The 14,201-nt window shown below is 74.3% G+C and carries 14 protein-coding genes and 1 tRNA gene; 9 read left to right on the forward strand and 6 right to left on the reverse strand.

Translation table 11 applies throughout. The features are described 5' to 3' along the window. Positions 1-30: 30 nt before the first annotated feature. Positions 31-1,110: an NADH:flavin oxidoreductase/NADH oxidase gene (locus ABD234_RS00985; RefSeq protein ID WP_038370247.1), complete on the reverse strand. Its 1,080-nt coding sequence runs from the start codon at positions 1,108-1,110 to the stop codon at positions 31-33. Positions 1,111-1,283: 173 nt separating this feature from the next. On the opposite strand from ABD234_RS00985, the gene ABD234_RS00990 reads away from it, so the two are divergent. Beyond that, a complete protein-coding gene (locus ABD234_RS00990) occupies positions 1,284-1,784 on the forward strand; it encodes a universal stress protein (RefSeq protein WP_038370246.1) in 501 nt (166 codons plus the stop codon). On the opposite strand, the gene ABD234_RS00995 is transcribed toward ABD234_RS00990, so the two are convergent. Then, on the reverse strand, positions 1,748-2,476 hold the full coding sequence (locus ABD234_RS00995; protein ID WP_051486409.1) for a DedA family protein: 729 nt from the start codon (positions 2,474-2,476) through the stop codon (positions 1,748-1,750). The two genes, ABD234_RS00990 and ABD234_RS00995, sit on opposite strands and share 37 nt — an antisense overlap. Positions 2,477-2,688: 212 nt before the next feature. Here ABD234_RS00995 and ABD234_RS01000 point away from each other — a divergent pair, with 212 nt between their 5' ends. The 4 genes from ABD234_RS01000 to ABD234_RS01015 all read left to right on the forward strand — a co-directional run bounded on the left by ABD234_RS01000 (position 2,689) and on the right by ABD234_RS01015 (position 7,817). Beyond that, complete coding sequence (locus ABD234_RS01000; protein ID WP_051486408.1) at positions 2,689-3,864, forward strand: sensor histidine kinase; 1,176 nt, start codon at positions 2,689-2,691, stop codon at positions 3,862-3,864. After that, positions 3,857-4,573: a response regulator gene (locus ABD234_RS01005; protein WP_269518582.1), complete on the forward strand. Its 717-nt coding sequence runs from the start codon at positions 3,857-3,859 to the stop codon at positions 4,571-4,573. The genes ABD234_RS01000 and ABD234_RS01005 overlap by 8 nt, the downstream gene beginning before the upstream one ends. Positions 4,574-4,673: 100 nt before the next feature. Further along, entirely contained in the window at positions 4,674-7,148 is a 2,475-nt protein-coding gene (locus ABD234_RS01010; protein ID WP_038370245.1) for a PEP/pyruvate-binding domain-containing protein, read from the forward strand. Positions 7,149-7,223: 75 nt separating this feature from the next. Further along, complete coding sequence (locus tag ABD234_RS01015) at positions 7,224-7,817, forward strand: dihydrofolate reductase family protein (protein ID WP_038370243.1); 594 nt, start codon at positions 7,224-7,226, stop codon at positions 7,815-7,817. An 85-nt stretch (positions 7,818-7,902) separates the two neighbouring features. Here ABD234_RS01015 and ABD234_RS01020 read toward each other — a convergent pair. After that, positions 7,903-7,976, reverse strand: a tRNA-Pro gene (locus tag ABD234_RS01020). 379 nt (positions 7,977-8,355) lie between these two features. Between ABD234_RS01020 and ABD234_RS01025 the strand changes: the two genes are divergently transcribed. The 3 genes from ABD234_RS01025 (at position 8,356) to ABD234_RS01035 (ending at position 10,199) form a co-directional block, all read left to right on the forward strand. Next, positions 8,356-8,793, forward strand: coding sequence for an FHA domain-containing protein (locus ABD234_RS01025; RefSeq protein WP_038370242.1), 438 nt, complete (start codon positions 8,356-8,358; stop codon positions 8,791-8,793). Positions 8,794-8,796: 3 nt separating this feature from the next. Then, positions 8,797-9,489: a transcriptional regulator FtsR gene (gene ftsR / locus ABD234_RS01030; RefSeq protein ID WP_038370241.1), complete on the forward strand. Its 693-nt coding sequence runs from the start codon at positions 8,797-8,799 to the stop codon at positions 9,487-9,489. A 125-nt stretch (positions 9,490-9,614) separates the two neighbouring features. Then, the gene (locus ABD234_RS01035) at positions 9,615-10,199 is read left to right on the forward strand and encodes a MerR family transcriptional regulator (protein WP_038370240.1); all 585 of its coding nucleotides are present in this window, start codon (positions 9,615-9,617) and stop codon (positions 10,197-10,199) included. 175 nt (positions 10,200-10,374) lie between these two features. Here the strand turns inward: ABD234_RS01035 and ABD234_RS01040 are convergent, their stop codons facing one another. Then, positions 10,375-11,178, reverse strand: coding sequence for a ParA family protein (locus ABD234_RS01040; protein WP_038370239.1), 804 nt, complete (start codon positions 11,176-11,178; stop codon positions 10,375-10,377). A gap of 158 nt (positions 11,179-11,336) precedes the next feature. Between ABD234_RS01040 and ABD234_RS01045 the strand changes: the two genes are divergently transcribed. Continuing rightward, positions 11,337-12,377, forward strand: a complete 1,041-nt coding sequence (locus tag ABD234_RS01045) for a methyltransferase domain-containing protein (protein ID WP_038370238.1) — start codon at positions 11,337-11,339, stop codon at positions 12,375-12,377. 52 nt (positions 12,378-12,429) lie between these two features. Here the strand turns inward: ABD234_RS01045 and ABD234_RS01050 are convergent, their stop codons facing one another. Together ABD234_RS01050 and ABD234_RS01055 are read right to left on the reverse strand one after the other, a co-directional pair. Further along, on the reverse strand, positions 12,430-13,098 hold the full coding sequence (locus ABD234_RS01050) for a TIGR03085 family metal-binding protein (RefSeq protein ID WP_051486406.1): 669 nt from the start codon (positions 13,096-13,098) through the stop codon (positions 12,430-12,432). Between the two features lie 50 nt (positions 13,099-13,148). Then, on the reverse strand, positions 13,149-14,150 hold the full coding sequence (locus ABD234_RS01055) for a sugar phosphate isomerase/epimerase family protein (protein WP_038370236.1): 1,002 nt from the start codon (positions 14,148-14,150) through the stop codon (positions 13,149-13,151). Positions 14,151-14,201 lie beyond the last annotated feature (51 nt).

The raw sequence follows: 14,201 nt of genomic DNA on the forward strand, positions 1-14,201 counted from the left end.
CGCTGCCCGGCGCCCCGGCCCGTCTCCCGTTCAGGAGTGGGCGCGCTCGTACTGCGGGGTGATGTAGTGGCCGGCGAAGCGCAGCGCCTTGGCGGCCCGGATCGGGAAGTTCTGGTCGCGCAGCATCTCGCGGCCCAGCAGCACCACGTCGGCCTGGCCGGTCGCGACGACCTGCTCGGCCTGGAAGGGCTCGTCGATCATCCCGACGGCGGCGGTGGGCAGGCCGCTGGCCTGCTTCACCGCGGCGGCCAGGGGGACCTGGTAGCCGGGGCCGACGGGGATCGGCGCCGGGTGGAGGTTGCCGCCGCTGGAGACGTCGAGCATGTCCACGCCGTGCTCGGACAGCCATGCCCCGACCTGTCCCACCTCCTCGAGCGTGAGGCCGCCCTCGAGCCAGTCGGTGCCCGACAGGCGCACCAGCACCGGCATGTCCTCGCCGACGGCCTCGCGCACGGCGTCGACCACGCGCAGGAGCAGGCGGGCGCGGCCGGCGAGGTCGCCGCCGTACTCGTCGGTGCGCTCGTTGCTCAGCGGGGACAGGAACTCGTGCAGCAGGTACCCGTGGGCGGCGTGGACCTCGACGAGGTCGAACCCGGCCTGCGCGGCGCGCACGGCGGAGGCGGCGAAGGCCTCGACCACCGCGTCGATGCCGGCGGCGTCCAGCGCCTCGGGCACGTCCAGGCCGGGGAAGGGGATCGCCGAGGGGGCGACGGTGCGCCAGGCGCCTTCCTCCGCGCCCAGGCTGCCGGAGCTGTCGGTGCCCCATCCCGGATGGGTGGAGGCTTTGCGCCCGGCATGCGCGAGCTGGATGCCGATGGCGGCGCCGTGGTCGTGGGCCAGCTGCACGATCGGGACCAGGGCGTCGCGCTGGACGTCGTTCCACAGGCCCGAGTCGCGCGGGGAGATGCGTCCCTCGGGCACCACCCCGGTCGCCTCGACGATGATCGCCCCGGCGCCCCCGCGCGCGAACGACCCGTAGTGCATGAGATGGAAGGGCGTGACCACGCCGTCCTCGGCGAGGGCGGAGTACATGCACATCGGCGGCACCCAGATCCGGTTGCGGATCTCGAGGCCGCGCAGGGTGATCGGGGTGAACAGGGCGTGGGTCATGGGGGCGTCCGGCTTTCTGCGTCGCGTGATCTGCCTCCGGGCGGCCGAGGGGCCGGCGGAGGCACGTGCCCCTATCCCAACTTCCGGGCGTCAGAAGTATTCCTGGGGACACGAGCCCATCACAGTGTGACCTGCGTCTCGCGCGAGGGGCCGGGATGTGCGACCATCGGGTCATGAACGCTCATGTGGTCGTGGGAGTCATCCCCGGGCAGCCGTCGGCCGTGGTGGAGACCGCCGCGGACTTCGCCTCCCGGTTCGGCGCGGATCTGGTCTGCGCGAGCGTGGACATCGCCCGATATACCGTCGCCCAGAGCTTGGACGGGACGATCATCGCCTCGTCGATCGACCCCGAGCTCATGGACGAGAAGGCGGAGCGGTTCGACCCCATGCTCGAGCAGAGCATCGGCCGCACCCTCGAGGGCCGCGGCATCAGCTGGTCGGTGCGGGCGCTCGCCGGCAATCCCGCGGTCGAGCTGTCCGATCTCGCCGAGCAGCTGGACGCGATCATGATCGTGGTCGGCACCCGCGAGGCGGGGCTGCGCGGCTCCCTGCGGGAGTTCCTCAGCGGATCCGTCGCCGCCCACCTGGCCCACCATCAGCACCGCCCCGTGCTCGTGGTGCCGCTGGACCCCCAGCCTCACGGCACGCAGATGCCCTGGGCCGGGGCCGACTGAGACCCGGCGCCGCCCCGTCCCGGATCCGGGGCCGGCTGCGCCGCCTGCCGCGGCGCGGGGACGTCGTCCGTCGCCGCCGCCGCGCCGTCCGCGCCCGGACGGGAGCGGGCCGTGCGCCGGGCCCGCAGGAGCTCCGCCCCGCCGCCGAGGAGCAGCGCCGCGCCGATGCCGACCGCGACCCCCACCAGCGGTCGGTCGCGGAAGGCGGCGCCGCCCAGCATGCCGATCCCCGCGCTGTACAGCGACCAGACGATGCCGGCGAGCGCGGCCCACAGCACGAAGCGCCGCCGGGGAAAGTGCAGGACGCCCGAGGTGATGGCCGTGGCGGTGCGCCCGCCGGGGATGAACCGGCCGGCCATGATGATCCCGGCCGCGCGCTGCTCGAGCCCGGCCTCCGCCCAGCGGAAGAGGCCGTCGGCGATCCGCGAGCGACGGGCCCAGCGGGCCAGCGGACCGGCGGCGCGCCCGACATGATGCGCGGCCAGGTCGCCGATCAGCGCGCCGGAGGCGGCGCTGAGCACCAGCAGCACCGGGTCGACCTGCCCGGCGGCGACGAAGGCTCCGGCGGCGATCACCATCGTCTCGGCGGGCACGAGGGGCAGCAGGACGTCGACGGCGACGGCCGCCAGGATCAGGGCGTAGAGCCAGGGGGAGGCGAGGGTCGCCTCGAGGAGCTGGAGCAGCGATTCCATGGTGGCAGGCTTCCGGGTAGGAGGTGCTTCCACGCTAGGGACCGCCCCCCGCGCCCGGACACGGGGCGGACTGCACGGCCGCGTACGGCCACCCGGACGCCGGTGTTACGGGAATCCCCATGCCGGCGCCCGCGCCCGCGTTGCTAGCATCGGCCCTCGTCGAAGCCCCTCGCCGCGGTGCGAGCCGGCACCGCCCCGGACAGATCGGACCTATGGACCGCGACGACTCGCTCCCCTCCCCGCTGCGCCAGGAGGCCGGACGGCTGCTGCGCCGGGCCGTGCGCAGCGTCGTGGCCGTCCTGCTGGGCCTGGCGACGGGGCCGCTGCTGATGCTCGCGGCGCTGCTGGCGCTGATCCGGATCCGCCGTCCGCTGGCCGCCGTGGACCGCTGGGACGCCCGGCGCCTGGAGCGCTTCGCCCGGTTCGTGCACCAGGATCCGGACGGCGCCGCGCTCGGGCCCGGGCGGGCCCTCCTGCACGGCGCCGGCTCGACGGTGCTCGGCCTGGTCATGGCCAATCTCCTGCAGCAGCTGATCGTGGTGACCCTCGGCAGCCTGGGCCAGCTGCTCTTCGGCGGAGAGGTCGTCTTCGTCTTCGAGATGTGGGTCGTGACCCAGTCCGCGCTGCTGGTGCTGCTCATCTACGGGCCGGCGACCTTCCTCGCCTGCGTCGGCTGGGCGGAGGTCGCGCTGTGGCTGCAGGCACGCCTGCTGCGGCGATGGTTCCCCACCATGCTGCGGGCCGATGCGCTCGAGACCCGGATCACGCGGCTGGTCACCACCCGGCGCGGCGTGGTCGTCGCGATCGACGACGAGCGCCGGCGCATCGAGCGCGATCTCCACGACGGCGTCCAGCAGAACGTCGTCTCCCTGTCCGTGCTCATCGCCCGTGCGCGGCGCTCGAAGGACCCCGAGCGCACCGCAGCCCTGCTGGACCAGGCCCACCGCCAGTCCCAGTCCCTCATCGACGAGGTCCGCCAGGTCGCCTGGAGGATCCACCCGACCGCGCTGGACGAGCGCGGGCTCGCCTCCGCGCTCGCGGAGGTCGCCGAGACCTGCCCCGTGCCCGTGCAGCTCGACGTGCAGCTGGAGGAGCGGCTGCCGGGGCCGGTCGAGTCCGCCGCCTACTTCGTGGCCCGCGAGGCCGTGACCAACGTGGTCAAGCACGCCCGGGCCGAGAGCATCCGCATCGCGCTGTGGCGCACGGGCGCCCCGCGCCGCCGGACCCTGCACCTGAGCGTGATCGACGACGGGATCGGCGGGGCCGACTCCGAGGGCGGCGGCCTGCAGGGCCTGGCGCGTCGCGTCGCGGCCCTGGACGGCAGCGTCGACGTCCACAGCCCGCCCGGCGGGCCCACCACCATCACCGCGGAGCTGCCCTATGCCTGAGACCACGACGACCGGATCCCCCCGGCCCGGCACCGGCCCCATCTCCGTCATCCTCGCCGACGACGCCGTGCTCCTGCGCGAAGGCCTGCGCAGCCTCCTCGAGGAGGAGGGCCTCGAGGTCCTCGCCTCCGTCGGCGACGGCGACGCGCTCCAACGGGCCGTCGCCGAGCATCGGCCGAACCTGGCGATCGTGGACGTGCGCATGCCGCCCACGCACACCGACGAGGGCCTCGTCGCCGCCCTCGCGATCAAGCGCGCCCGTCCCGAGGTCGGCGTGCTCGTGCTGTCCCAGTACGTGGTGCGGGAGTACGCCACCGAGCTGCTGGGCGCCGACATCCCGGGGGTGGGCTACCTGCTGAAGGACCGCATCACCGAGATCGACGCCTTCCTCGACGCCGTCCAGCGGGTGGCCGCCGGCGGCACCGTCATCGACCCCGCGGTGCTGCGGGGGCTGCTGGCGACCCCCGAGCAGCAGCGCCGCATCCAGCGCCTGACCCCGCGCGAGCTGGAGGTGCTCGAGGCGATGAGCGCGGGCATGTCCAACCGCGGCATCGCCGAGCAGCTGCATCTGTCGCTGAGCTCCGTGGAGAAGGCCTGCAGCGCGATCTTCGACAAGCTGGACCTGGTGGGAGACGACCGCTCCAGCCGGCGGGTGATGGCGGTGCTGCGGTACCACCAGGGACAGGAGGACCCCGGCCCTGCCCGGTGAGAGCTCCCGCGCGCGGGACTCCCGGGCGAGGGGACGTTGCGCTTCCGGTCGGGGAGGTCCAGCATGAGCATCCCGGCACCGCAGCTCGAGGAGGAGTGCCATGACCGCCCCATCGCCCCCGAGCCCGCCGGGCCGGTCATCGGTCCTCCCGCTCTCGGCGCTCGGCGCCGGGGACCTGGACCGCGCCGGCGGCAAGGCCGCGAACCTCGGGGAGCTGCTGCGCGCCGGCCTGCCCGTCCCGCCGGGCGCGGTGATCACGACCGACGCCTACGTCGCGGCCGCGCACCGCGCCGGTCTCGACGCTCTGCTCGCGGATCCCGCTGCGCCCCCGTCCGCCCTGCGCCGCGCCCTCGAGGACGCCCCGATCGCCGCGGACCTCGACCGCGAGATCCGCAGCGCCTATCAGGGACTGCGGGGCCCGGGGGAGGACGAGGCGCGGGTCGCGGTCCGCTCCAGCGCCACCGCCGAGGACCTGCCCGGCGCCGCCTTCGCCGGGCAGCAGGACACCGTCCTCGACGTCCGCGGGGAGGAGGAGGTGCTCGCCGCGGTGCGCCGATGCTGGGCCTCGCTGTGGACCGATCGGGCGGTGTCCTATCGGCGCGAGCGCGGGATCGATCCCCACGAGGTGCGGATCGCCGTCATCCTCCAGCGGATGGTCCCCGCCCGCTGGGCCGGGGTCGCCTTCACCGCCGATCCCGTCACCGGCGCCCGCGACCGCCTGGTGATCGACGCCGTCCCCGGCCTCGGGGAGGCGGTGGTGTCCGGAGCGGTCACGGCGGAGCACCTCGTGGTCGGCCCCGCCGGGCGCGTCCTGTCCCGCACCCCCGGCCGGGACCCCGCCACCGGCGCCGTCCCCGCCGCCCTGCCGCACGAGGTCCTCACCGCGCTGCTGCCGCTGGCCCGCCGCATCGACGAGCACTTCGGCCGGCCCCAGGACATCGAATGGGCCGCCGACGGCAGCGGCGTGCAGATCACCCAGGCCCGGCCGATGACGGCTCTGCCCCCGCCGTCCGTGCCGCTCTCGCCCGCCCAGCGCCTGCAGTGCTCCGTGCTGCTGGAGTTCCTGCCCGTGCGCCCGTACCCGCTGGACGTCACCACCCAGATCGCCCACGGTCCCGCACGCATGATGCAGGGCATCGCCCGGTTCTACGGGGTGGAGGGCCTGTTCGCCGGCTTCCTGCGGGAGGAGGACGGTGTCGCCGTCCAGCTGCTCCCCGCCCGGGCGCGGCCGACGGCCCGACTCCTGGCCACCCCGGCGAAGCTGGCGGCACGGATCCGCCGCTTCGACCCCGCGGTGTGGGCGCGGGACCCGCGCCAGCAGGAGTTCCTCGCCGAGATCGCGGCGCTCGAGGACCTGGACCTCGCAGCGCTGGACTGGCAGTCGCTGCTCGCCGTGCCGCCCCGGGCCTTCGCGACCCTGGAGACGTGCCGGGACCTGCGCATCGACTACCTGCCCGGCAGCGCCGCCGCCGTCGCCCGCCTCGCGCTGCTCGCCCTGCTGCTGGGCGAGCACGCGCTGATCGCGGATCTGCTGGGCGGCGCCCGCACCCGCACCGCCGACGCCGACCGCGCCCTCGAGGAGCTCGCCGACGCCGTGCGCGCCGATCCCGCCCTGACGGAGCGGATGATCGCCGCGCGGTCTCCCGAGGAGCTCGTCCGCCTCGCCGCGGACCGCGGGCACCCCCTCCTCCAGGACGGGCTGGCGAGGTTCCTCGAGGAGTTCGGCCGACGCGAGACGACCTCCTCGATGCTGGTGAGCACCCCGACCCTGGACGAGTGCCCGGAGATCGTGCTGGGGATGGTCCGGGCGAACCTCGCGCGACCCCGGGACGCGACGCCCCGGGCCTCCCGCTCCCGGGCGGCCCGCAGCCGGCTCCTGGCCCACCCCGGGCTGCGCGGGCCCCGCGCCGCCGACCGGGCGGACCGATGGATCCGCGCCGCGCAGGCCGGCGTGGCCTTCCGCGAGGACTCGCACTTCCACTTCACCGCCGCGCTGCCCACCCTGCGCCGGGCGCTGCGGGAGTCGGGGCGGCGCCTGGCGGCCGCAGGCGTGCTCGAGGACCCCGAGGACGTCCTCCACCTGCGCTGGGAGGAGATCTCGGCGATCCCGGCCCCGGAGAGCCTGCCGGAGGCCCGGTGCCGGGAGCTGCGCCGGGCCGTGCGGCGACGGGCGGCCCGCCGCGCCGAGCTCGAGGGGGTGCCGATGCTGGATGCGGCCCGGGTCTTCCCATCTCGCGGGGGTCCGGGGGCGCTCGCCACGGGCATGCCCTCGGGGGCGGGCATCGCCACGGGGCCGGCGCGGATCATCCGCGGGCCGGAGGACTTCGCCCGGCTCCAGGACGGGGACGTGCTCGTCTGCCCCTTCACCAACCCTGCCTGGACCCCTCTGTTCCTGCGGGCCGCGGCGGTCGTCGTCGACGCGGGGTCCCCGGGATCCCATGCGGCGATCGTCGCCCGGGAGCAGGGGATCCCGTCGGTGACGGCCACCGGGACGGGGACCCGCCTCATCGAGGACGGAGCGCTGGTGACCGTCGACGGCACCCACGGCCGGGTCACCCCCGCCGCCGGGTCCTGACCGATGCCCCGCCCCTTCCCCCGGAGGCGCCGGCGGCGGAGAATGGGGACGGCGGAGCGAGGCGGAGGAGGAGCCATGGGGGCCGTGGTGTGCGACGTGACCGTGTCCCTGGACGGATTCGTGGCCGGACCGGAGCAGAGCCGGGAGGAGCCGCTGGGCATCGGCGGCGAGCGGCTGCACCGGTGGCAGTTCGAGCGCCCGGAGGACAGCCCCGTCGAGCGGGAGCGCATCGTCGCCGCGGGCGCGTTCATCATGGGGCGCAACATGTTCGGGCCGGTGCGCGGGGAGTGGGACGAGCCCTGGGAGGGCTGGTGGGGCCCCGAGCCCCCGTACCGCGCTCCGGTGTTCGTGCTCACCCATCACCCGCGCGAGCCGGTGCGCCTGGAGGGCGGCACGACCTTCCACTTCGTCACCGACGGCATCGAGCAGGCGCTGCGGCGGGCCCGGGAGGCGGCCGGCGAGGAGGATGTGGCGATCTGCGGCGGGGCGCAGACCATCGACCAGTTCCTGCGCGCCGGGCTGCTGGACGAGCTGCGGCTGCACGTGGCCCCGCTCGTCCTCGGGGGAGGGGAGCGGCTGTTCTCCCGCACGCCCCATCTCGCGGCCCGGCCCGTGAGCTCGCGCACGACACCCCTGGCCACCCACGTGACGTACCGCTTCGACGTCTGAGCGGACCGCGGCGTGCCGCCACCCGCGGCGGCCGCGCCGGGGACGAGAAAGCCCCGGCGAGAGGATCTCTCGCCGGGGCTCGCTGTCGGGCTGACAGGATTTGAACCTGCGACCCCCTGACCCCCAGTCAGGTGCGCTACCAAGCTGCGCCACAGCCCGAAACCCTTCGCGGCGGAAGGGCCGAGATGAATACTAGCCCGATCCCGACCGCGGACGCGAATCGAGACGGGCGTGACCTGCGGCACCATCGTCGCCGTGAGCGCACCGCGCGGCCGGGGCGAGGTCCGGCCCGCCCCCGGACTCCGGACCTCGCCCACCCGGACCGGGGTGCGCCGGCGACCCGGGGGGAGAGGCCCCGGGGCGCGGGGACGGTCGCGTCGCCGACGCCCACGGTCAAGTGATCGTCAAATCCTCCCCGTCCAACCGTCCGGCGGCGCTGTCCGCCCAGCTGGGCGTGGGAAGATGGACGCGCACGCGTGCGGCCTCCGCCCCTGGGGCGGTCGTCGGCAGACCAGGACCACGGAAGGACGCGATCACCATGAGCGACAGCCAGCACAGCGATCGGCTCGATCAGACGTCGAAGCTCACCGCCATCTCCTTCCCGGACGCCGTCGAGGACGCCGAGTACGGCCTCAGCCCCCAGGATCGTGCGGCGATCGACGCGCTCCCCGAGGGCAGCGCCCTGCTCATCGTCCGCAAGGGCCCCAACCTCGGCGCCCGCTTCCTGCTGGATGCCGAGAGCACCGTCGCCGGTCGCGACCCCAAGAGCGAGATCTTCCTCGACGACGTGACCGTCTCGCGCAAGCACGCCGCGTTCGTCCGCGTCGGGGACTCCTTCGTCGTGCGCGACCAGGGGTCGCTCAACGGCACCTACGTCAGCAAGGCACGGGTCGAGGAGGCGACGCTCCAGGCCGGCCAGGAGGTCCAGATCGGGAAGTACCGCCTCACCTTCCACCCGTACCACGGGAAGGCCTGACCCGTGCCGGCCTCTGCATCCCGGCGGCAGGGTGCGGGCGGGGCGCGGCAGAGCATCGGTCAGGTCCTCGCGCAGCTCCAGGAGGAGTTCCCGGATCTGTCCCACTCCAAGCTCCACTACCTGGAGGCCGAGGGGCTGATCAGCCCCGAGCGCACCCCGAGCGGCTACCGGAAGTACTCCCGCGCGGACATCGACACCCTCGTGTTCGTCCTGCGGGCGCAGCGGGACCGGTTCTGGCCCCTCAAGGTCATCAAGGAGCATCTGCTCGAGCACGGCGCGGAGGGCTCCGAGGTCACCTCCATCGCCACGCGGCCCGGCCCCTCGGCCCAGCTGCGCCCGGTGCGCCTGGATCGTCGCGGTCTGGCGCACGAGGCGCAGGTCGACGACGCCTTCCTCGAGGAGCTCGAGCAGTTCGGCATGCTCGAGGACGGCCTGCTGTTCTACGGTCCGGCCGAGCTCGAGATCGTCCGGGCCGCGCGGACCCTGGCCGATGTGGGCCTGCACCCCCGCCATCTGGTCATGCTGCGCACCTCGGCCGAGCGCGAGGCGCACATGATCGACTCGGTGGCACGTCCGCGCACCCGCCACGGCGACGCCGCCTCGCGCGGAGGCGCCGAGGACCTCGCCCGGGACCTCGGCGAATCGATGAACGCCCTGCACAACGCGCTGCTGCGGACGGCGCTGCGACGATCCTGACCGCGCGACCGATACCTGTTCGTGATGTGACCTCGGCGCGCCACGGGACCGGCGGGGCCGTTCGGGGTTAGGCTGTCCATGCGCTCTCATCCTTCCCCCCGGAGAGCCGACACCTGGAGGCCATCGTGACCCACGAATCCCGAGAGGACCGCACCGCGCAGTCCACCGTGCCCGCCGAACCGGCGCAGGGCGTGCTCTTCGACGACGTCGTCGACACCCCCGGCGAGTTCGGCTACCGCGGCCCGGCCGCATGCAAGGCCGCCGGGATCACCTACCGCCAGCTGGACTACTGGGCGCGCACCGGTCTGGTCGAGCCCAGCGTCCGCGGCGCCTCCGGCTCCGGCAGCCAGCGGCTGTACGGCTTCCGCGACGTGCTCGTGCTGAAGGTCGTCAAGCGCCTGCTCGACACCGGCGTCTCCCTCCAGCAGATCCGCGTGGCCGTCGGCGCGCTGCGCGACCGCGGCATCGACGATCTCGCCGAGATCACCCTCATGAGCGACGGCGCCTCCGTCTACGAGTGCACCAGCGCCCAGGACATGTTCGACCTCATCCAGGGCGGCCAGGGCGTCTTCGGCATCGCCGTCGGGCGCGTGTGGCGCGAGGTCGAGACGGAGCTGTCGGTGCTGCCCAGCGTCGACCCGGCCGACGAGCAGGCCCTGTCCCTGCACGACGAGCTGGCGGCGCGGCGCCGCTCCCGCCAGGCGGGCTGACCCGCCGCCCCGGCATCGACGGGGCCCCGAGACCGGACGAGGCGAGCACCTGGGGAAGGGTGCTCGCCTCGTTCTTCGTCATGCGCGGTGCATCGGGCCCGCGCCGATCAGGCCGGAAGCAGGCCCGGCCCGAAGCAGACCGGCAGGCCCGGCCCGATGCGGACGGGCAGCCGGATCAGGACTGCTCGGGAACCATCTCGCGCGAGTCCAGGACCACCTTCAGCAGGGCGTCGAAGTCCTCGGTGAGCCGCTTGCCGCTGGCCCCCTCGTAGCGGTGCAGCGGCACCGCGCCGCCCTGCGCCTGCTGCAGACCCACGCGCTCCTCGATGACCGGCTCCAGAACCTTGTCGCCGAACAGCTCCCGCAGCTCGGCGAGGCGGTACTGGTGCTCGACCGAGCGCGGCCGGTAGCGGTTGACGACCAGGCCCAGCGGCTGCAGCGTCGGGGCGAGCTTCTCCTCGCGCATCTCGTAGGCGAGCTTCAGGGCGCGATCGGCCGCGGTCACGGCGAAGAAGCCGGGCTCGGCGACCACGAGGGAGCGGTCAGATGCCGCGAGGGCCATCTGCGTGAGCCCGTTCAACGAGGGCGGGCAGTCGATGATGACGAGGTCCCACTGGTGGGTGCGCTTGTCCAGCGCCTCCCGCAGCCGGCGGATGTCCTTGGGGCCCGGGGCCGGGGTATCGACCAGCACCGAGCGGTGACCGCCCGGGATGATGTCGAGATGGGAGGCGGCGCCCTGCGACCACGGGGTCGGGATGATCGCCCGGTCCACCGTCTCGGTGCGGGGCGAGGAGAGGACATCGGCGATGTCCGTCGTCGTCGCCGGCTCGCCCAGCAGCCCGAGCGTGGTGTCGCCCTGCGGGTCGAGGTCGATCACCAGAGTGTTGACACCCTGGTGGAGGGCGGCCGAGGCGAGCCCAAGAGTCACGGACGTCTTGCCGACGCCGCCCTTCAGGGAACAGACACTCACAGTGAACACGCTCGTCAGTCTACCGATACGCGAGCCCGGATCTGTGCCGCGCCGGGGAGCGGCGCGCCACACCGGTATCCTGGGGCGTCGGACGCCGCCCTGCGGCGCCTCGCCGCGTCCCGCAGCCGCCGGCGACCACCGCCAGCCCGCCCCGGACCGGAGGACCTGTGCCCCCTGACGACCTCGTGCTCGAGACCCTCGACGGATGCGGTCCCTTCGCCTCGCGGGAGGCCGCGGAGCTGGGGGAGGTGCGCACGGTCTCGCCCACCGAGCTGCGCGTGCGCACGGACGACCTCGCCGGCGCACGGCGCCTGCGGCGCACGGTCGCCGCCTATGCCACGCTCGGGGTCCCGGCCCGGAGGCCGCGCGAGCTGCTGGAGACCTCGGTGATGCAGCGCGTGGACGCCCTGGTCGGCGAGATCCGCCGGGCGAGGCCGAAGGTCGCCTTCACCGGGCTGCGGCTGGCCGCCGCCGGCGCCGACAGCGCCGACATGCGCCGCATCGCCGCGCGGATCGCCGAGGGCGCCGGCGTTCCGGTGGACGAGGAGGGGGATCTCCTGGTGCGGGTGCGTCGCGGCACCGCGGCCGATGCGCCCGGGGCCGGCCCGGGCGCGGGCTGGGAGATCCTCGTGCGCATCACCCCGAGGCCCCTGTCGACCCGGGCATGGCGCACCGTGGACTATCCCGGCGCGGTGAACGCGACCATCGCCGCCAGCGTGATGGACCTGCTCGAGGTCGGTCCGCAGGACGCCCTGCTGGACATGACCTGCGGCTCCGGCACGCTGCTCATCGAGCAGCTGCACTCCGCGATCCCCGCCCGTGCGGTGGGCGTGGACCTGTCCGCCGCCGCGATCGAGGCGGCCCGTGCCCATCAGCGGGCGGCACGTCGCCGAGGCCGCATCGACTGGCTCCAGGGCGACGTGCGCGAGCTCCCCCTCGAGGGCGGGTTCACGCGGATCGTCACGAACCCGCCGTGGGGCACCCTCCACGGCGAGCACGCGTCCAACGAGGCGCTGCTCGAGGATCTGCTGGCCCGGGCCCACGCGCTCGGCGTCCCGGGCGCCCGCATGGGCGTGCTCACCCACGAGATCACCCGGATGCACGCGGTGCTGGAGCGGACCGCGCAGTGGCGGCCGCTGCAGGAGCACCGCTTCTTCCAGAAGGGGCATCACCCCCGGCTCTTCCTCCTCGAGCGCCGCGAGGGCTGAGGCCGCGGGACGGCCTCGGGCGGCCGACCGCGCACCGGCCCGTGCGAGGGCCTCAGAATCCGCGGTCGGCCTCGCGCAGGGCCAGCAGCGCATCTGCCTCGCCCTCGAGGCGCACCCGGGCGACGCGGTCGCGGCCGAACGCCCACAGCAGCAGCTCGGTCGGTGCACCGTGCACGCGCACCGAGCCGTGGGACTGCCCGCCCCGGGCGGGGACCCGCAGGCCGCCGGACGGCCCCACCAGCACCACGTCCACGCCCGCTCGGATCAGCAGGCGCGACATCAGGCCCAGATACTTCCAGACCGTGCGCTCATCGGCCTCCGGCAGGGCGCGGGGCTCCCAGCCGGGCCGGGCGCGGCGCAGGTCCTCGTGATGGACGAGGTACTCGACGGTGTTCAAGGCGCGATCGGCCGCGTGCAGCGGAGAGAACCGGCGGTGCCCGGCCCGGAAGATCGCCACCTGCTGCGCCCAGGTCAGCTCGCCGAAGGATGCCAGCGCCTCCTGACCGCGGCGGCGCAGCGGCGCGAGGGGCGATCGGGCCGCGGCGGCGGCGAGGACCCCGTGCTCGCGCACCAGCAGGTGCTCGAGGAGCTCCGCCGCGCTCCAGCCGTCGAGGATCGTCGGGGCATCGGGCCCGAAGCCGACGAGGTCATCGGCCAGGGCCTCGCGCTCGCGCCGGACGAAGGGAGCAGGGGCGTCGATGCCGGGGGCGGGGGAGTCCATGGGGACATCCTAGGGAGCGCCCCCGGCACGCCGCTGGGAGGATCCCGGGGTCAGTCGCCCGCGGAGAACGCCGCGTCGAAGGACGTCTCCGAGGCCGGGTAGTCGAAGCGGCGGAGCAGCTCGATGGCCTCCGCCGCGCCGTGGAGGCGGTCCATCCCCGCGTCCTCCCATTCGATGGAGATCGGACCCTCGTAGCCGATGGAGCGCAGGGCCCGGAAGGCGGCGTCCCAGGGGACGTCGCCCCGGCCGAAGGAGACGAAGTCCCAGCCGCGGCGCGGATCGCCCCACGGCAGGTGGGAGCCGAGCCGGGTGTTGCGGCCCGTGGTGCGGACCCGGATGTCCTTGCAGTCCACGTGGTAGATCCGGTCGGCGAAGTCGGTGATGAAGGAGACCGGATCGATCTCCTGCCACATGAAGTGCGACGGGTCCCAGTTCAGGCCGAAGGCCTCGCGGTGGCCGATGGCCTCGAGGGTGCGCTGGGTGGTCCAGTAGTCGTAGGCGATCTCGGAGGGGTGGACCTCGTGGGCGAAGCGCACCCCGCACTCGTCGAAGACGTCCAGGATGGGGTTCCAGCGGTCGGCGAAGTCCTGGTAGCCCTCGTCGATGACCTCCTGCGGCACCGGCGGGAACATCGCCACGTACTTCCAGATCTTCGAGCCGGTGAAGCCGATGACGGTCTCCACCCCGAGCTTCCGGGCCAGGCGGGCGGTGTTCTTCATGTCCTCGGCGGCGCGCTGCCGCACGCCCTCGGGGTCGCCGTCGCCCCACACCGCGGACCCGACGATGGCCTGGTGGCGGAAGTCGATGGGGTCGTCGCAGATGGCCTGGCCCTTGAGGTGGTTGGAGATGGCCCAGCACTTCAGGCCGTGCTTCTCCAGGATGCCGAGGCGCTCGGCGATGTACTCCTCGTCGTCCCAGCGGGCGGCGTCCAGGTGCTCGCCGGACACGGCGATCTCGAGGCCGTCGTAGCCCCAGCCGGCGGCGAGCTCGGCCACCTCCTCGAGCGTGAGATCGGCCCATTGTCCGGTGAACAGGGTGTGCGGGTGAGGCATCGTGCTCTCCTTGTCAGCTGCAGGGGATCGGTCGATGGTCGGAAGGTCTGC

It is taken from the genome of Brachybacterium phenoliresistens (genome assembly GCF_039530785.1).
Classification (GTDB): domain Bacteria; phylum Actinomycetota; class Actinomycetes; order Actinomycetales; family Dermabacteraceae; genus Brachybacterium; species Brachybacterium phenoliresistens.